The 17,748-nt window shown below is 46.1% G+C and carries 14 protein-coding genes; 4 read left to right on the top strand and 10 right to left on the bottom strand.

Going from position 1 to position 17,748, the window contains the following annotated elements; genetic code table 11:
• From aat to HXW94_RS11270, 7 genes are all read right to left on the bottom strand, one after another.
• Positions 1–729, bottom strand: a complete 729-nt coding sequence (gene aat / locus HXW94_RS11300) for a leucyl/phenylalanyl-tRNA--protein transferase (protein ID WP_178367009.1) — start codon at positions 727–729, stop codon at positions 1–3.
• Positions 729–2,990 carry an ATP-dependent Clp protease ATP-binding subunit ClpA gene (gene clpA / locus HXW94_RS11295; RefSeq protein ID WP_178367008.1) on the bottom strand — a complete coding sequence of 754 codons (2,262 nt, stop codon included), beginning with the start codon at positions 2,988–2,990 and terminating at the stop codon, positions 729–731. The genes aat and clpA overlap by 1 nt, the downstream gene beginning before the upstream one ends.
• Positions 2,991–2,997: 7 nt before the next feature.
• On the bottom strand, positions 2,998–3,306 hold the full coding sequence (gene clpS, locus HXW94_RS11290; RefSeq protein ID WP_178367007.1) for an ATP-dependent Clp protease adapter ClpS: 309 nt from the start codon (positions 3,304–3,306) through the stop codon (positions 2,998–3,000).
• A 36-nt stretch (positions 3,307–3,342) separates the two neighbouring features.
• The gene (gene secA, locus HXW94_RS11285; protein ID WP_178367006.1) at positions 3,343–5,871 is read right to left on the bottom strand and encodes a preprotein translocase subunit SecA; all 2,529 of its coding nucleotides are present in this window, start codon (positions 5,869–5,871) and stop codon (positions 3,343–3,345) included.
• Between the two features lie 185 nt (positions 5,872–6,056).
• Positions 6,057–6,983 carry a M23 family metallopeptidase gene (locus HXW94_RS11280; protein WP_178367005.1) on the bottom strand — a complete coding sequence of 309 codons (927 nt, stop codon included), beginning with the start codon at positions 6,981–6,983 and terminating at the stop codon, positions 6,057–6,059.
• A 50-nt stretch (positions 6,984–7,033) separates the two neighbouring features.
• A complete protein-coding gene (gene argC / locus HXW94_RS11275; protein ID WP_178367004.1) occupies positions 7,034–8,071 on the bottom strand; it encodes an N-acetyl-gamma-glutamyl-phosphate reductase in 1,038 nt (345 codons plus the stop codon).
• Between the two features lie 82 nt (positions 8,072–8,153).
• The gene (locus tag HXW94_RS11270; RefSeq protein WP_178367003.1) at positions 8,154–8,618 is read right to left on the bottom strand and encodes a macro domain-containing protein; all 465 of its coding nucleotides are present in this window, start codon (positions 8,616–8,618) and stop codon (positions 8,154–8,156) included.
• A 310-nt stretch (positions 8,619–8,928) separates the two neighbouring features.
• On the opposite strand from HXW94_RS11270, the gene HXW94_RS11265 reads away from it, so the two are divergent.
• Both HXW94_RS11265 and HXW94_RS11260 read left to right on the top strand, forming a co-directional pair.
• A complete protein-coding gene (locus tag HXW94_RS11265; RefSeq protein ID WP_178367002.1) occupies positions 8,929–9,483 on the top strand; it encodes an NUDIX domain-containing protein in 555 nt (184 codons plus the stop codon).
• Between the two features lie 10 nt (positions 9,484–9,493).
• The gene (locus tag HXW94_RS11260; RefSeq protein WP_178367001.1) at positions 9,494–11,323 is read left to right on the top strand and encodes a M48 family metalloprotease; all 1,830 of its coding nucleotides are present in this window, start codon (positions 9,494–9,496) and stop codon (positions 11,321–11,323) included.
• Here the strand turns inward: HXW94_RS11260 and HXW94_RS11255 are convergent.
• Positions 11,320–12,030, bottom strand: coding sequence for a hypothetical protein (locus HXW94_RS11255; protein WP_246293879.1), 711 nt, complete (start codon positions 12,028–12,030; stop codon positions 11,320–11,322). The two genes, HXW94_RS11260 and HXW94_RS11255, sit on opposite strands and share 4 nt — an antisense overlap.
• Positions 11,999–12,424, bottom strand: a complete 426-nt coding sequence (locus HXW94_RS11250; RefSeq protein WP_178367021.1) for an iron-sulfur cluster assembly scaffold protein — start codon at positions 12,422–12,424, stop codon at positions 11,999–12,001. Before HXW94_RS11250 ends, HXW94_RS11255 begins: the two co-directional genes overlap by 32 nt.
• A gap of 373 nt (positions 12,425–12,797) precedes the next feature.
• On the opposite strand from HXW94_RS11250, the gene HXW94_RS11245 reads away from it, so the two are divergent.
• A complete protein-coding gene (locus HXW94_RS11245; RefSeq protein ID WP_178367000.1) occupies positions 12,798–13,028 on the top strand; it encodes a KH domain-containing protein in 231 nt (76 codons plus the stop codon).
• Positions 13,029–13,184: 156 nt separating this feature from the next.
• Here HXW94_RS11245 and HXW94_RS11235 read toward each other — a convergent pair whose 3' ends face one another.
• On the bottom strand, positions 13,185–13,661 hold the full coding sequence (locus HXW94_RS11235) for a DUF3124 domain-containing protein (protein ID WP_178366998.1): 477 nt from the start codon (positions 13,659–13,661) through the stop codon (positions 13,185–13,187).
• 209 nt (positions 13,662–13,870) lie between these two features.
• Here HXW94_RS11235 and HXW94_RS11230 point away from each other — a divergent pair, with 209 nt between their 5' ends.
• Positions 13,871–17,614 (top strand): DUF748 domain-containing protein, encoded by a 3,744-nt coding sequence (locus HXW94_RS11230; RefSeq protein ID WP_178366997.1) that lies wholly within the window; start codon positions 13,871–13,873, stop codon positions 17,612–17,614.
• Positions 17,615–17,748: the final 134 nt, after the last annotated feature.

Below are 17,748 nucleotides of genomic sequence, written 5' to 3'. Positions count from 1 at the left end.
TCACACGCTTTCTGCAATACGGCCTGGGATTTCAGCGAAAAGATGTCGTCCGGACCGCCACAGGGGGGCCGGTACGTTTTCATCAACACAGTTGTCTAAAATGTCCAGAAACAAGTCCCTGGTTATTTCCTGGGCCCCCATACGAAGCAGATGGCCGGAGGTGACCTGGCAGTCAATCATTTTAAATCCCTGGCGGTAAAGTTCCTGGGCCAGGGCCACAAGGGCCACCTTGGACGCATTGGATACACGGGAAAACATGGATTCCCCGAAAAAGGCCTTTCCCAGGCTGACCCCGTACAGACCGCCTGCCAACCGGTCGCCCTGCCAGGCTTCCACGGAGTGGGCGATCCCCATTTTGTGCAACCTGATATAGGCATCAATCATTTCATCCACCAGCCAGGTGCCTTCGGGTTTGTCCTGCCTGAGTTGTGAACAGGCCGTAATGGTCTGCTCAAACGCGGTGTTGATCCGAATGGAGAAACAAGCCTTTCGAATGGTTTTTTTTAAGCTTTTCGACACTCTTATTTTAGAAGGAAACAGCACCAGCCGGGGATCAGGGGACCACCAGAGAATGGGTTCACGATTGGAAAACCAGGGGAAAATGCCGTTTTTATATGCAAGGGTCAACCGCTTGGCGCAAAGGTCTCCCCCAATACATAACAGCCCGTCGGACCGCGCCAGCCAAGCCGGCGGGAATTCAATTTTTTCAGATAGCCTGAAAAGAGGCATCAGGTCGCTTTGATATTAAATGTCAGTTTACCGTCCTTTAAGCCTATGGAGAGTTTTCCCCCTTTTGCAAGCCGGCCGAAAAGAATTTCATCCGTGAGTTTGTCTTTTAGTTCGGTCTGGATAAGACGGGCCAGGGGCCGGGCACCAAATTTAGGGTCATGGCCTTTTTCGGCCAGATGACTCCGGACGCCGGCTGAATAACTCAAAGAAATGCCCTGGTCACTGAGCATGGCTTTAAGTTCCTTCATATTTTTGTCCACAATCCGTTCCATCACCTTTTCAGATAAATGGTTAAACTGGACAATGCCGTCAAGTCGGTTTCGAAATTCCGGACTAAAGGTGTTTTTCACCGCTTTTATGCCCTGGGTATCGGAATTGGCGCTTTGTGAGCCGAACCCGATGCTGTTGGCGCTCATTTCCCTGGCCCCGGCATTGGAGGTCATGATAATGATCACATTCCTGAAATCAGCGGATTTGCCGTTATTGTCAGTAAGCGTGGCATAATCCATGACCTGGAGCAGAATGTTGTAAAGGTCCATATGGGCCTTTTCTATTTCATCCAGAAGAAGCACACAATGGGGATGCTTGCGGATGCTGTCGGTTAAAATACCGCCCTGTTCAAACCCCACATATCCCGGGGGCGCACCAATGAGCCTGGAGACAGCATGCTTTTCCATGTATTCGCTCATGTCAAAGCGTAAGAACTGAATGCCCATGTTGGCGGCCAGCTGTCTGGCCACTTCGGTTTTGCCGACCCCTGTGGGGCCCATGAAAAGAAAGGAACCAATGGGATGGTCCGGCGCGGCAAGTCCGGCCCGGGATCTTTTGATGGCCGTGGTCAGGGTGTCAATAGCATCATCCTGGCCAAAGATAACGTTGAGCAGTTTGCCGGGCAAAGATTCCAGGGAAGACTTGTCTGCCGCAGTCACACTGGAAACCGGCACCTTGGCTATTTTAGCCACAATTTTTTCAATATCCTTGGGGCTGACGGTTTTGCGCCGGGCGTCTGCCGTAAGTTTTAAAAAAGCGCCGGCCTCATCAATCACGTCAATGGCCTTGTCCGGTAAGAACCGGTCATTGATGTATTTATCCGACAGATAGGCTGCCGCTTCAATGGTTTTGTCCGGGTATTTCAGGCCATGGTGTTCCTCATAACTGGCGCGCAGCCCTTTGAGAATATCAACCGTTTCCGCCACGCTGGGTTCTGACACTTCGATTTTTTCGAACCGCCGGGAAAAGGCCCGGTCTTTTTCAAAATGGTTTTTGTACTCTTCATAGGTGGTGGTGCCGAGGCACTTGATGTCTCCGGAGGATAACGCCGGTTTAAGGATGTTGGAGGCATCCATGGAGCCTGATGTGGTGGCCCCGGCGCCGACAACCGTGTGGATTTCATCAATTACCAGAAGTGCATTTTCCTTTTCTTCCAACGCGGAAATGACATCTTTGAGGCGCTGCTCAAAATCGCCCCTGTATTTGGTACCGGCTAAAAGAGCGCCCATATCCAGGGAGTACAGTTCACAGTTTTCAAGCAGGTCCGGCACTGCCTTGCCGTTTATTTTCAATGCCAGGCCTTCTGCAATGGCGGTTTTTCCAACGCCGGGATCTCCCACAAGAATGGGATTGTTTTTCCGCCGCCGGCAAAGAACCTGCATTACCCGCTCGGTTTCAAGTGTTCTGCCGATAAGGGGATCAATCTTATTGTCCTGGGCCCGTTTGATCAGATCGGACGTAAATGTGGCCAGCGGATCTCTTTTATTCTGGCGCTTGGGTTTTGGGTCGGCCTGATGGAAAAGCTGCTGGGGCTTGTTCTTCTGAGGTTGTTCTTTTTTCTCTTTATCTCCATCGTGGGAGATGTGTCGGAGTACATCCAGCCGGGTAATGCCTTCGGATTCAAGATAAAAGGCTGCATGGGAATCCTTTTCCTGGAAAATGGATGCCAGGATGTCCCCAAGATTGACTTCTGCTTTTTCAGCGGATCTGGCGTGATTGATGGCCCGTTGAATCATTCGCTGGAAGCCGATGGTCTGCTGGAGTACATACTCATCACTGGTTTCTATTTTGGTCAGTTTTTCATCAAAGAATTTTTCAAGATCTTCTTTAATATGTTCGGGGCTTCCCCCGCATTTCTCAATGGCTTCAAGGCCGGATTCATGATTGACAATGGCGTAAAGAACATGTTCGACACAGACGTACTCATGTCTTCTTTTTTTGGCTTCCCGAACGGCAAATCCGAGAGCTGTGGATAGTTCTTTGCTGATCATATATCATTTACTCCTTTTCCATTGTACTTTTTAACGGGAACCCTTTGCCGCCGGCCAGATTGTGCACGGTGTCAACTTTTGTTTCCGCTATTTCCCGTGGATAAATGCCGCAAACGGCCTTTCCCTTATTATGTACATTAAGCATTATTTGGGTGGCTTTTTCAAGAGATTTTCCGAATACCCGGACCAGTATATCCACCACAAACTCCATAGTTGTATAATCGTCATTGTGCAAAAGCACCTTATACATGGGTGGATGATTTTCACTAATGTCATTTGATATTCCGGGCCGGGTTTTTGAATCAGTGGATGTCATACCTTAACCTTGGGTTCAATTGATCATTATTATTGATTATTGCCCGCAGCATTTTTTATATTTTTTGCCGGATCCGCAAGGGCAGGGGGCATTCCTTGAAATTTTTTCAGATGAGCGCCTGACCGGCTGTTTGGGTGCAGAGTCTTCATCAGTATGGGAAGAAAAGGTCAGATCCTGCTGTTCTTCCTGTTTCATCTCCTCAACCTGGGTGGGAGAGGCAATCTGGATTTTAAACAGGATATCAACAACTTCCTGTTTGATTCGGTTCATCAGGTCCTGGAACATATCAAACCCCTCTTTTTTATAAATACGTAAAGGGTCCTGCTGGGCATATCCCCGGAGGCCGATGCCTTCCTTTAGATGGTCCATGTTTAAGAGATGTTCCTTCCACCTGGTGTCCACGGTCTGGAGGATAATAAACCGTTCAACGTGGCGTATGATTTCAGGGCCGTACATTGCTTCTTTTTTCCGGTACAGGGCCTGGGCTGCATCAAATACATACTGCCCCAGCTGGTCGGCTGAAAAATTTTCCTGCACAGGCTTATCCAGGGACAGATCCATATTGAACTGTCCTTTAATTGCTGACGAAAGTGCTTCCAGGTCCCACGCCTTGATTGCTGTTTTGTCTGAAACAAATCCGTCCACAAGGTCATAGGCGACATCTTCCATCATATCGTGGGCCACCTGTTTGAGGTCCTTGGCGGTCAGTGCCTCACGGCGCTGGCGGTAAATGATCTCACGCTGCTGATTCATGACATCGTCATATTCGAGCAGATGCTTTCTGATTTCAAAGTTGTGTCCTTCCACCTTGGTCTGGGCGTTTTCAATGGCTTTGGAAATAAGTTTATGTTCAATGTGTTCGCCTTCTTCAATACCCAGCCGGTCCATGACGGAATGGATACGGTCTCCGCCGAAGATTCTTAGCAGATCGTCTTCCAGGCTCAGATAAAACCGGGAACTTCCCGGATCTCCCTGGCGGCCGGACCGGCCGCGCAACTGATTGTCAATGCGCCGGGATTCATGGCGGGATGTGCCGAGAATATGAAGGCCGCCAAGTGCTTTGACCCCTTCGCCCAGCTTGATGTCCGTACCACGTCCGGCCATGTTGGTGGAGATGGTCACAGCGCCTTTCTGGCCTGCATTGGCCACAATTTCCGCCTCTTCTTTGTGGTGCTTGGCATTAAGCACATTGTGCTTTATTCCTTTTTTCTTGAGCTTTTCGCTCAGGGATTCGGAGACATCAATGGAAATGGTACCCACCAGCACAGGCTGTCCTTTTTGGTGCAGCCGGATGATCTCCGTGATGGCGGCATCGTATTTTTCCTTCTGCGTCTTGTAGATCAGATCCGCCCGGTCTTCACGGACCATGGGCTTGTGGGTGGGGATGACCAGCACATCCAGGTTGTAAATTTTTTTAAATTCTTCTGCTTCCGTATCTGCGGTACCGGTCATGCCCGACAGTTTGTCATACATCCTGAAGTAGTTCTGGAAGGTGATGGACGCAAGGGTCTGGTTTTCATTTTCAATTTTAACCCCCTCCTTGGCTTCAAGGGCCTGATGAAGGCCTTCCGAGTACCGACGGCCATCCATAAGTCGACCTGTAAATTCATCCACAATAACAACCTGGTCGTTTTTTACAATATAGTCCGTGTCTCGTTTGAAAATCACATGGGCCTTTAAGGCCTGGTTAAGGTGGTGTAAAAGTTCAATATTGGCCGGATCATAAAGATTGTCCACATGAAGCAGGTTTTCACCCTTTGCGATGCCGTCTTCGGTAAGGGACACGGTTTTTGATTCTTCATCCAGGGTATAGTCGGTATCTTTTTCAAATGCCGGGATAATGGTATTGGCCTGGGTATACAGGTGGGTGGATTTTTCAGCCGGGCCTGAAATAATCAACGGGGTTCTTGCCTCGTCAATGAGAATGGAGTCCACCTCATCCACAATGGCAAAGTGCAAATCTCCCTGGGCCAGTTCTTCGGGCTCAAATTTCATGTTGTCCCGCAGGTAGTCAAAGCCAAATTCATTATTGGTACCGTATGTGATGTCGGCCGCATAGGCGTGTTTGCGTTCCTCGGCATCCATGTCATGCAGGATCACCCCGACGGTCAATCCTAAAAAATCATACACCTGGGACATCCATTCTGCGTCACGTCTGGCCAGATAATCATTGACCGTAACAATGTGAACACCTTTGCCCGTAAGGGCGTTCAGGTAAGCGGGCAGGGTGGACATCAGGGTTTTACCTTCGCCGGTTTTCATCTCTGCAATGGTACCGCGGTGCAATGCAATGCCGCCAATAAGCTGAACATCATAATGACGAAGTCCAAGGGTTCGTACGGATGCTTCCCTGACCAGGGCAAAGGCTTCGGGAAGAATGTCATCCAGGGTTTCTCCTTTTGCCAGGCGCTTTTTAAATTCCGTTGTTTTTTCACCGATCTGAATATCCGATAAGGCCTGGATTCGGGGCTCGAACTCGTTTATCTGGTCAATAATAGGTTGAATTTTTTTAAGGATCCTGTCATTGCTGGATCCAAAGAGTTTAGTCATAAAATTGAGTACCATGTAACCGCTACCTGTTTAAATTTTAAGGTCATTGAGTTTGTCAGTACAACATATAAGCATTCTTCCGGAAAATAAAAGAAAAAAATGCTTGGTGCCCATCCGGAAAAAGCCTTTTACTCAATTTTTTTTGTTTGGTGAAATAACGAATAATAAACGTCAGAGCTGCGTTAGCCGGTGGCGAAGCACTAGTTAAGAATATATTTTGAAGGATTGACAGGGGTACCGTTAACAAGAACTTCATAGTGAAGATGGGGGCCGGTGGTCCGGCCGGTATTGCCTAAGGTGGCAATTACCTCTCCGCGTTTGACCTGCTGATTTTTATGAACGAGGATATCTCTTACATGGGCATATTTGGTTGCTTTTCCATATCCGTGGTCAATAATGACAACATTTCCGTAACTGGTTTTTCTCCCGGCAAAGACCACTTTACCGGTCGCAGTTGACACAATTTCAGTGCCCATTCGGTTGGAGATATCAAGGCCTGAATGAAAGGTTCTTTTTCCGGTGAAAGGCGATTTGCGATACCCAAAGGGCGATGTGATAATACCTGAAACCGGCTTGATGGACGGCGAAGATGCCAGCAGATTTTTCTTTTTCGTTAATTTGTCAATCAGGTCATTGAAATCTAATTTTTCTTTATCCGCAACAGATTGGATCTGTTTTACCTGGTGATGCATCTCCCGTATCAGCGCATGATGGTGGGCGTCAAGGGGGATTTCCTGATCCAGATCAACTTTCGATACGCCGCCGATGCCCCAAATGCCTGAGGATCGCCCTGATTTGTCAATATCGGCAATGAGACGAACCTGATTTTCTAATCGTCCAAGTTTTGCGATCTGATCCTTTAACCCCTGAATTTCCCCGGCAAATATCTGAATTTGACGTCTCTGATCTTTCAGCTCATTTTTTTGGTTTGCAACGGTTTCGAGTAGCGCTGCATTATCATGGTCCGCCTGCTTGAGTAAATAGTAGTCATGGCCGACGTATAATACTGTTCCGGTGCAGGCTATGAAAAGAATCAAAAAACAAATTAAAATCGATTTTCTAAGCGTAAATTCTCTGATTTCTGGGCTGTTACCCGAATGAAACCATATTTTGATTCGCTGTTTCATCAAAATCATTAATACAGGTGATATGGCATCTATGTCAAGCAAAAATGCAGTTACAGCGGGGTTTGCACCCAGTCCAGTCCTGCTTTTTCATCAATTTCAAACATAATATTCATATTCTGAACTGCTTGGCCGGCAGCTCCCTTGAGCAGATTGTCAATGGCTGAAACGATTATCAATCGACCTGATTCAGGTTCCAGGTGAAAACCGATATCGCAGCAATTTGTCCCCTTGACATGGGACATGTTTGGAAATTTATCCGGTGGCAGAATTCTGACAAAAGGTTCATTTTCATACCATCTGTTCAGGGTGGCACGAATTTGTTTTTCGGCAGCACCTTTGCGAGTCCGGGCATAAATGGTTGAAACCATGCCCCGGGTTACAGGCACCAGGTGGGGGACAAAGGTCAAAGAGACTCTTTCTCCGGCTGCCTTGGTCAACACTTCGTTGATTTCAGGGGTGTGTCTGTGGTTGCCCACTTTATACGGGCCAAAGGCTTCGTTTGCTTCACAATAGTGCGTGGTCAGGGAAAGCGAACGGCCTGCACCACTGACCCCGGATTTTGAATCTGAAATCAGGCCCTGGGGGGAAATCAGTTTTTCTTTGAGCAGCGGAACCAGGGGCAGAAGGATGGATGTTGGGTAACACCCGGGATTCCCGATGATCCTTGCCCCTTTGATGCGATCCCGGTTAAGTTCACACAAACCGTAAACGCTTTCTTTTAGAAGATTTGAGGCGGTGTGGGGCTGATATACGGCTTCATATGCTTTGGCATCATCAAACCGGAAGTCCGCTGAAAGATCAACGACTTTTATATTCCGGTCTACGAGTTTTGGCGCAAATGCCATGGATACCTTGTGGGGCAAGGCGAGAAATACGACATCGACTTTATCTGCAAGTTCGTTGGCGTCAAAGGGTGTGCATATCAGGGATTTAAATCCGCGCATGGAAGGGAAAATGTCGGTAAATGATTTTCCCTGGTACGAGTTTGAGGTTACTGCTTCAAGGCTGGTCTTCGGGTGGTTGGAAATCAGTTTGACCAGCTCCAGACCGGTATAGCCTGATGCGCCTGCTATTGCTGTTTTAATCATCTTTTTAATCTCTATTTTTAAACTTAATCTTTTTTATGTTTAGTGTCCAAACACTAAGATAAAATAAGCAATTGTGCAAACTTTAATTTGATTGTTTTTTAAATTCAACCAGGGTGTGCGCCTCGCCATCCAGGGCGGTGTCTATTATTTTACGGATAACTTCCCAGTCCCCGCCGGCAAGTCCGGCCCCGATTTTAGGATATCCCATGCGATTGCCGCTGAACTGTTTTTTGAGCGTGGTAAAAACCTTTGCTATGGCATCATAATCAACCAATACCCCATCTCCTGAATAGTGATATTGGGTGTATGCATTAATTACATACAACTTGCCGGATGGTGTGGTTACGCATGCCTTTGAAAAAGTGCCCAGTTTGGATCTGTCACCGGATGCCGTCGCAAGGTCGGCTTCCCAGGCCTGGGGAAAATGGGTGCGGATCTGTTTGGCAATTCCGGCGCCCATGGTGCAAAAACAGTTGCAACCGTGAATAATGAGATCAAACTGCCCTTCCCGGGCCAATTGAATTAAATCACCTTTTACACAATTCATCAGAATTTCCCTTTTTTTGCATAATTTAATAGTATAGGAATTTCCAGCACCCAGCACCCAGCACCCAGCACCCAGCACCCAGCACCCAGCACCTAACAGCCCGCCCAAAGGGCGCTAATTTATTTTCTCCGACGCCCTAAGGCCCATAATCAAAATAAACGCTTTGATCATTTCTTATGGCAAATATCCAGCTATAAGTTGTGCGTGTTGCATTAAAAACTGGTATATCTTAATTTTATGTTTATTTTAACAGATAATTGTAATATCCGACCGAAATTTTATTTAAATATTGATTAATCAGGAGATTGTTTTGGATATATATAAAAACGAAAAACTAACGGACTATCCTCATCTGAACTTGATTCGCGCCCGGTATAAAGACAGGACCGGCACGGATAAATCCTGGCTGTATGCCTCCAGGCAGAATGCGGCCAGGCCCGATGCCGTAGTCATTGTCCCGTTTCATCAACAGGAGAATAAACTGGTCATTATCAAGGAATTCAGGGTGCCTTTGGACGGATATCAGTATGGGTTTCCCGCAGGCCTTGTGGATGCCGGGGAAACTATTGTCCAGGCCGGACGGCGCGAACTGTATGAGGAGACCGGCTTAACTGTTGTGGATGTGATCAAACAAAGCCCTGCGATATTTTCTTCATCCGGATTGACGGACGAAAGCATCAGCCTTTTGTATGTGGCATGTGACGGATCTGCCAATACCGAATATAACGAGGCTTCCGAACTGATTGAGGTAAAAATGCTCTCCCAGGAACAGGCATCCGACTGTATACGCCGGGACAATATCCTGTTTGATGTAAAAACATGGATTATTTTGGACCGGTTTGCGGCAACAGGCAAGATGGTATAGGATCAGATCCGTGTTTTCAAATTTTATATATTTTCTGGCAGCCCTGGTAATTTATACGACCTCGGAGTTATTTGACAAACCTTCAGGGTTTGATCCCGGGGCCGTTGGGTTCTGCCTGGCCTCAACGGCTCTCTTTGCCCTGGTCTGTTCACTTTATTTCAAGCGCCTGTCAGTCCTTGGACGCGCCTTGCCGGCTCAAGAGATTGACCGGCGGGTGAATACGGCTGTTTCACGACTCTCTATATCAGCTCTGGTGCTGTTTGCCGTAAATATTTATGGATTCCGTGTGAATCATTTACTATCGGGGGTTGCGATATTCCAATGGGTACCCACCCTTGGTGCGCTGCTGTTTCTTGGATTGTTTCTTTTTTATCTGATTTTGATATGGAATTTTGCCTATCAAATCCAGAAGCGCTTTTTTACGGATTCTTTGACCAAAAAGAATTTTATCCTTTCCAATGTTGCCTTTTGCCTGCCTGCCATGCTGCCCTGGTGTTGTCTATCTCTTCTGGCTGATTGCCTGAGACTGTTACCCTTTGAAGGCCTTAATCGTTTTTTAAACTCCATGGCCGGGGAAGTGATTTACATTCTTTTTTTTGTCATTGCTGTTTCTGTGTTTGGACCGGTTCTGATTCAGCGTTTATGGGGGTGTCGTCCCCTGGCACCAGGGGTTGACAGGCAACGTATTGAAAAAACCTGCCAAATGGCTGGTCTCAAATACAGGGAGATTCTGGTCTGGAACCTGTTCGGCGGTGGCATGATCACCGCCGGTGTTATGGGTATTGTCGGCCGGTTTCGGTATATCCTGGTGACGCCGGCGCTGCTTGCCTGCCTGGATGATGATGAAATTCAAGGGGTGATCCTGCATGAAATAGGTCATGTATATCACCGGCACATGCTTTTTTATTTGTTTTTCTTTGCTGGATTTATTGCCTGTAATTTTGTTTTTTTTGAGCCTTTAATGCTCACGATCTATCTGATCAATCCTTTATATGATGGGGCAGCTTTTTTAGGGCTCAGTCAGGATACCGTCCATGCCGCCATCACCTGCCTGGTACTCGTCGGTTTGTTTGTTTTCTATTTCCGGTTTGTTTTTGGTCTGTTTATGCGGCACTTTGAACGCCAGGCAGATCTGCATATTTTTAGATATACGGAATCGCCGTCGGCATTAATCTCCACGTTTTACAAGATTGCATCCCTAAGCCGCCAGTCCATTGATAAACCCAACTGGCACCATTTCAGCATTGGTCGCCGCATTGGTTTTCTGGAAAAGTGCCGGATGAATCCGGGTTTGATCCAGGATCACCACAGAAAAGTAAAAAAAATGATTGCCGGGTATGTCCTTGCCGTGGGGGTTCTCTTTTTTCTTGGGTATAGTATCAGCTACGGTGGACTTAACACTTCGTTTAATCGATTTGTCGTCGGAAAAATTTTGAGCCGCCAGCTTGAAATTAATCCTGATAATTCTGATTTATATGTGCAGGTGGGTGATTTTTATTATGATGCCCGGCAGTATGAACAGGCAATAGGGGCCTATGAAAATGTTTTGAAAATAGACCCGGTTAATGTCCATGCGTTAAATAATCTGGCCTGGCTTTTGGCCACATGTCCGGACAAAGCGTTCCGAAATGCCCCCAGGGCGTTGGCGCTCTCCCGTCGGGCTGTAGATATTCAAAAGGCGGCGTATATATTGGACACCTATGCCGAAGCCTTGTATTTGAATAATTATAAACCCCAGGCATTGGCAGCTGCAAAGCAGGCACTTAAGATGTCGACCAAAAGAAAACAATATTATGAGGATCAGGTGAAACGGTTTTCTAATTATCAAACAGGCTCTTAGATTCCCACGGGAAGAAAGCGCATGCCGGCCATCTGGACCGCCTGCTTGACAAACCGGTCCCCCCGTTGGGCTATGATCAGCGCCATGCTGTCTGATAAAGCAATGAGTTTGCCGAAAATCCGTTCAAAACTTAAATTTGATATGTTATCCTCAACGGTGTTGGTGATCAGGCATAAGTTGCCGGTGGATGTATGCCTGGTTTTCAGGCGCCACACTAGAATTTCTATATTTCTGGCTGAGTTGTAAAAATTCTGGGATATTAAAAAATCCAGCATGAACATGTCGCACTTGTTGTTATAAGCCATGTGCAGCATGGTGAACAATCCGTACATAACTGCGTACACCCGGTCGCCTTCATAATCGGGTTCAAGGCCTGCCAGCATGGCTTGGGTGGCTCTTCTGCCTGAAAGAGCGGACTCCGGAGGCGGGGCAGGGCATTTGAAAATATCTGAAATCCTGGACGATATTGTTGCTCCCGGGGTTTTACTCAGTTCCCCGGGATTCATTTTGTATAATTTTCGGGTGAGCGTTTTTAGAAGTGTCAGTGTCTGGTCAATATGGATATCCGATACCATATTGATATCGGATTTAGCCAGGGTCTCAACGCTGAAATTCGTTGAAACGCAACCGCTTGATAGAAGTGAAATGCAGACAAGAACAATACGGATAAGCCATTTAAGAAACGTGTGCTGTTTGAAATTCTTCAAGGCCCAGATGCATTGTTTTGACTGCCAGTTGAATACAATGATGCTTTTTTTCCGGTATACTTTCAAGAACCCTGAAAACATCCCCATCGGTAATTTGTAACGCCTGTTCAACGGTTTTTCCCTTAACAAGATCTACTGTTGCCATTGCCGCAGAGATGGCACCCGCACATCCGGCGATCTGATATTTGGCATCTTGAATAATTTGATTTTCATCGACTTTTAAAAAAATTTTCATTGTATCGCCGCAGGAGCCAACTTTAAAGGAAATTTGGTTTGCATCTTCAATGGCACCCATATGTTTTTTCTCAAGATAATAGTCAATAGCGGGTTCCCCGTATCCGGCTTCGGACAGCATTTTGCGTTCTGATTCCTGTATTGTAATTTCTGTGACCACTTCATAAATCCTTAATTGTATGCCCTTGCTAAAAACAAGTATTTTATCGGGCAATTGAATAAAATACTTTTCCGGTACATAAATATAACAATCTTTCTAAAATAATGAATTCCGTTTTGATGTCAAGGGAAATGACTATTTTCGTCTTGGGAGAGGGGACGATTCTCCTTGCGATATTGCATGAAAAATAAGAATTATTCGGTTTCAGCCCCGGTTTTTGCGTAAAATCTTCAACGCGTTGTAAATAGAACTTGTGATTGTAGCCAGTTATGATATTCTATACCAACCATTTCGACAACTCAGCCATAAAACAGTTAAATATTGTAGCTTAAATATCTTATTCATTGTCATTTTGTTTAAAGGAGATTCGTTAATGAAAAAGTTGATTACACTTATGGCGAAAGCGCTGGTTGATGACCCGGAACAGGTTGACGTACAGGAGATCAAAGCTCAGCAGACCCTTGTGCTGGAGCTGAGGGTGGCCAAAGAGGACCTGGGAAAAGTGATCGGTAGAAAAGGGAGAACAGCCCAGGCCATGCGCACCATTCTTTCTTGTGCTTCTGCAAAGGAACAGAAAAGGGTTATTCTGGAAATTGTTGAATAAGCTGATAATGGACACAGGTTGCATGCATGCAACTGCAGGTACGAATAATGGTAAAATCGGGGGACTTGATCATCAGAATCGAAATATCATCTGACGGGGACGCGGCATCGGCATCTTTTTTGATGCGGTCTAAAAGAGGGATAAAGCCCATAGCCCTTATTTCAAAGGAATAAGGGCCTGTCCCCGGGATGTAAAAGAGGATCTTGAGCCGATCATGATGCTCTCTATAATCGGGGGATTCATTGAATCTTTAGATTGCCATTCAACAATGAAGTTGGCCCCAGATCCCCCGGTTTTATCGTCATAGTCCACAACATAGCGTATGGATTCGAGGGGGTTAAGAAAAATAGGTGAGGGTTGGTATTTTTTTAATAGCTTGCCTTTGGTGTTGTAGTAATTTACGGATATAATTTTAACGGTATGGGCAATGTCTATATTGCGGATGCTTAAGGTTACGGTTAAAAGCGAAGGGATCTGCCTGTTGCCTGTGTAAATATGTGAATATGCTGGAACATAGACCGTTTGTCCCTTTGAGAGATTTGGATTTCCCTGGGTAAACGCCGAACCTGCTGCGCACAATAACACGCCAATCAACAAAACCAAATAACCCACTATGTATTTTTTTACCCTCATTTTGATCCCCTTTTAAAAGATAGAGTGTGACATCAAATCATATTTTCCTTAGTTTTGGCCAAGATTAACCTGATTACACGCATTTTTGCAAGCTTGGCCGGTAAAATTTTGGGGGCTTGGTCATAACATCTTTTTAGGGAATTTGTTCAAACTCAAGGCGGAAATAATTTTTAACCGGAGCAATATATCGCTGTTTTGGGGGGAATGTGATGAAAAAATATTTTACGGTGAAAATAGTGGCCTCAAGTGCTGCGGTCCTGTTTGCTTTTTATCTGCTTTTAACAGGACTTGTAGCGCCCTGGGTCGGAAAACGTATTGCTGTAAATTCCCTGACCAAAAGCCTGGGGCGCCGGACACAGATTGAATCCATCACCTTTAATCCGTTTACTTTGGAAACCAGGATTAAAAATTTTGTTGTTGAAAGTAAAATTAATGGGGAAAATCTGGCCTCTGTTCAGGACATTTATCTCAACCTGTCCGCGTCTTCCCTATTTCATCTGGCGCCCGTGATTTCGGCTGTTCAGGTGACAGCGCCCGAATTTTCCCTTCATTTGAATAAGGATAACACCTTAAATATTTCAGATTTGCTTGAAAACAAAAAGCAAACACCGGCACCGGAGCCTGCTGAAGACTCATCCGGTGCTTTGTTTAAATTCAAGGTCGCCGATATAAAAATTACGGATGCGGCTTTGGTTTTTACCGATCATGTCCGTTCCGTTACCCATTCAGTGGCACAGTTGAATTTTGATCTGCCTTTTGTCAGCACCATGGAAAAAGATCTGACAACGCCGATCAAAGCAGTTGTGAATTGTTTGGTGAACAAGGCCCCGGTGGATATTAATCTAACGGGTCTCCCCTTTGATACCACCCGGAATATGTCGGTTTCATTGAATATGGCACCCCTGGATCTCAACATTTTTGTGCCCTATATTGATCTACCCACGTCCTATAAAATTAAATCTGCCGGTAACCTTGCCGTATCTGTTTCAGGCGAATATCATATCCCCGCCGGAAAAACCGTTGAAGACCAGACGTTTGCCGTAAACCTGAAAACGTCAGTACGAGATTTCGATTTGGACGATGTATCCGGGGAAAATTTGTTTGCCTGCCCACATCTGGCGGTGGATGCTTCGTCCCGGAATGTATTTGATATGAATTTTATAGTGAACAAGGTCTTGCTTGACCAGGCGTCACTATTTGTTGAACGTGATATCCAGGGTGCCATTAATCTGGTTCCCGGAGGGCAGGGGGCGAAAGCGGCACATCCCCCGAAAACCGCCCCCCGGATGTCGGATGAATCAAAATCTGCTACCCAGGCAGAAGTCACCCCGGAGCCGGTTCCGGTTGCCCAGATTGATACGAATGCAAAAAAATCTGTAACGCCGGTGATGCCATTCTCCCTGCCATGTACTGTGAAAATCAACCAGGCCGCCGTGAGACATATGCATATCCGCTTCAGTGATAAGATGGTATCACCACAGGTGATCAAAGAGATCTCCAGTCTGGATCTTATCCTTACTGACATTGACGTTGGTTCCAGGGCTGCAGGGCAATTTAATCTTCAACTCTTGACCGGCGATGACGAAGAGATAAAAACGGCCGGGGAGTTTCATGTTCAAAATGATCTGGCTGCCAATGGTACTCTTTCTGTTAACGGGATTGCCCTTAGAAATTTTCGCCCCTATGTGGCACCCTATCTTGGCGATAATGTTACCTTTGAAAATGTGGCTGCCGATCTGAATTTTAAGGTGGGATTCTCCCAGGCAGGTTCAGGTGTCGAGGTATCCGACGGCCGGGTAACCCTGGATAAATTCGGTCTGACGGAGCAGGGCAAAAAAGAGCCTTTGGTACAGTTCGACCAACTGGCATTATCCGGGATTTCCTGCAATCTTTTAAAACAGGAGGCCGGCGTTGGTCTTGTGACGCTTCATAAAGCTCACGTCAAGGTTAATCGGGATAAAAAAGGCCGGATGGATCTGCTTACGGCGATTGAACAGGCCCTGAAAACCGGGGAAGATCCCACCGCAAAGGCTGCGACAGAAAAGCCTGTACAAATCAAACAGGCCGGAACACAACAGGATAAGCAGAATGCTGCTGCACCTGTCTGGGTTGCGACGATAGATAAAACGGTTTTAGACCAGTGTCAGGTCCAGTTCATTGATCAGTTCCCAAAAGCGCCGGTGGAAGTGGTTATGAAAGATATTGGTGTCACGGTTGAAAATATTTCCACAAAAAAAGGAGAAAAATCAACCTTCAAAGCATCTATGACCAACGGGAACAAGGGAAAAATTGATCTTGACGGCACCTTTGATATTTCAGGACCCGGGGCAACCGTGAACATAGATGCCAATCGGATTGACGTGAATACGGCAGAGCCTTATTTTACTGATTTTTTAAAAATTTCAATATCCGAGGGATATCTGAATACCAAGGGTACAGTGGTCGTGATTCCGGCCGAAAAGAAAAGTGATCCACCCAATATAACATACAAGGGCCAGGTGTCTCTTAACCATTTTCTGTCCAAAAACAAGGTGGATAACACCGACTTTTTTTTATGCAAATCGCTTTATGCTACGGGCATGGATATTTCCGTAAACCCCATGAAGGTAGAGATTAAAGAAATTGCGCTGACTGATTTTTACCAGCGGGCCATACTGAACAAAAACGGCCGGTTCAATTATAAACAAATCATGGTGGAACAACCTGAAAAAACGGCGGCCGCCACAAGTACTACCAAGACCCGAACGGCGCCGGCTAAGCATGCCGGGATGCCCGACGTCCGCATTGACGCCGTTACCCTGCAGGGGGGGCATATCAATTTCAGCGACTATTTTACCACCCCCAATTTTACCGCCAACATGACCGAGATTGCAGGCAGCCTTACGGGCCTGTCTTCCAAGGGCAACGCACATGCCGATCTTGTACTTAAAGGCGTCCATGGCGGGCATGCCCCTTTGGATATTACCGGCCGGATAGATCCTTTCAAGGAGAATCGTTTTATTGATCTGACCATATCCTTTAAAAATATTGAATTGCCTAGATTTAATGTGTATTCCAGAAAGTATCTGGGATATGAAATTAAAAAGGGGAAACTTATTCTGGATCTGCATTACAATATAGACCGGGATAAGCTTAATTCAAGTAATCATGTCTTTTTTGATCAGTTGACCCTGGGCAGGAAAGTGGACAGTGCCGATGCGGCCTCGCTGCCGCTGGAATTTGCCGTTTCCCTGCTTAAAAATTCCAAGGGCGAGATTGACCTTGATCTGCCTATTACAGGAGATATCAGCGATCCAAAATTCCATTTTGGAAAGGTTGTGGGAACGGTACTGAAAAATTTCATTATGGGAATTGTAACAGCACCCTTTAAATTTTTAGGCGGCCTTGTGGGGGCCGGCAGTGGGCAGGATCTGGGATATGTGGCGTTTGACCCGGGAGAAAGCCGGCTGGATCAGGCCCAGAAAGATAAGCTGGATAAACTTTCAACGGTGCTGGCTAAAAAACCGAACCTCAAACTTGAAATCATTTGCCGGTACAATAAACTTAAAGACGCCGAGCAATTAAGGTATGAGGCCTATGAATCCATGGTTTTATCCATGGACAAAAAATTGGCTGCAGACGGTACGGTGAGACTGGCTGATCTGGATGAAGAGAGCCGTACGCGTCTCATTGAAACGTCCTATGACAAAGCCCCGTTTCCCAAACCCAGGGATGCGTCCGGAAAGGAAAAAGCGTTGACCCTGGATGAAAAGGAAACGCTTCTGGTTACCAGCATGCAACTGGATGGGGATGCGTTGGCTGCCCTTGGGCGGCAGCGGGGCCATGAAATTGCCGATTATTTAACAAAAAGCGGCAAGATTGATATAAGCCGCATATTTATTACAGAGCCTGATCCTGTTGCTGAAGATGAAGAAAGTAATGCCGGAATTAAGGTGGCATTTAATTTGAAATAAAATTTTCGGCATCCTTCATTTTCCGTTTGACACTTCGTAAAATCAAAATGTGTTTTTGAGATGCTGAAAATTATTTTTTAAAAAAAATACTGTGAACAGCACGTTCCTTTAGTGTACTTTAGAATTGAACAAAA

It is taken from the genome of Desulfobacter latus (assembly GCF_013389365.1).
Classification (GTDB): domain Bacteria; phylum Desulfobacterota; class Desulfobacteria; order Desulfobacterales; family Desulfobacteraceae; genus Desulfobacter; species Desulfobacter latus.
This window is presented reverse-complemented; position numbering and strand designations above follow the sequence as displayed.

Coding starts and splice junctions, on each gene's coding strand:
- clpA (WP_178367008.1), bottom strand. CDS start 2,990: ATGATCAGCAAAGAACTATCCACAGCTCTCGGATTTGCCGTTCGGGAA.
- HXW94_RS11235 (WP_178366998.1), bottom strand. CDS start 13,661: ATGAGGGTAAAAAAATACATAGTGGGTTATTTGGTTTTGTTGATTGGC.
- HXW94_RS11245 (WP_178367000.1), top strand. CDS start 12,798: ATGAAAAAGTTGATTACACTTATGGCGAAAGCGCTGGTTGATGACCCG.
- aat (WP_178367009.1), bottom strand. CDS start 729: ATGCCTCTTTTCAGGCTATCTGAAAAAATTGAATTCCCGCCGGCTTGG.
- HXW94_RS11270 (WP_178367003.1), bottom strand. CDS start 8,618: ATGAATTGTGTAAAAGGTGATTTAATTCAATTGGCCCGGGAAGGGCAG.
- HXW94_RS11230 (WP_178366997.1), top strand. CDS start 13,871: ATGAAAAAATATTTTACGGTGAAAATAGTGGCCTCAAGTGCTGCGGTC.
- clpS (WP_178367007.1), bottom strand. CDS start 3,306: ATGACATCCACTGATTCAAAAACCCGGCCCGGAATATCAAATGACATT.
- argC (WP_178367004.1), bottom strand. CDS start 8,071: ATGATTAAAACAGCAATAGCAGGCGCATCAGGCTATACCGGTCTGGAG.
- HXW94_RS11280 (WP_178367005.1), bottom strand. CDS start 6,983: ATGAAACAGCGAATCAAAATATGGTTTCATTCGGGTAACAGCCCAGAA.
- secA (WP_178367006.1), bottom strand. CDS start 5,871: ATGGTACTCAATTTTATGACTAAACTCTTTGGATCCAGCAATGACAGG.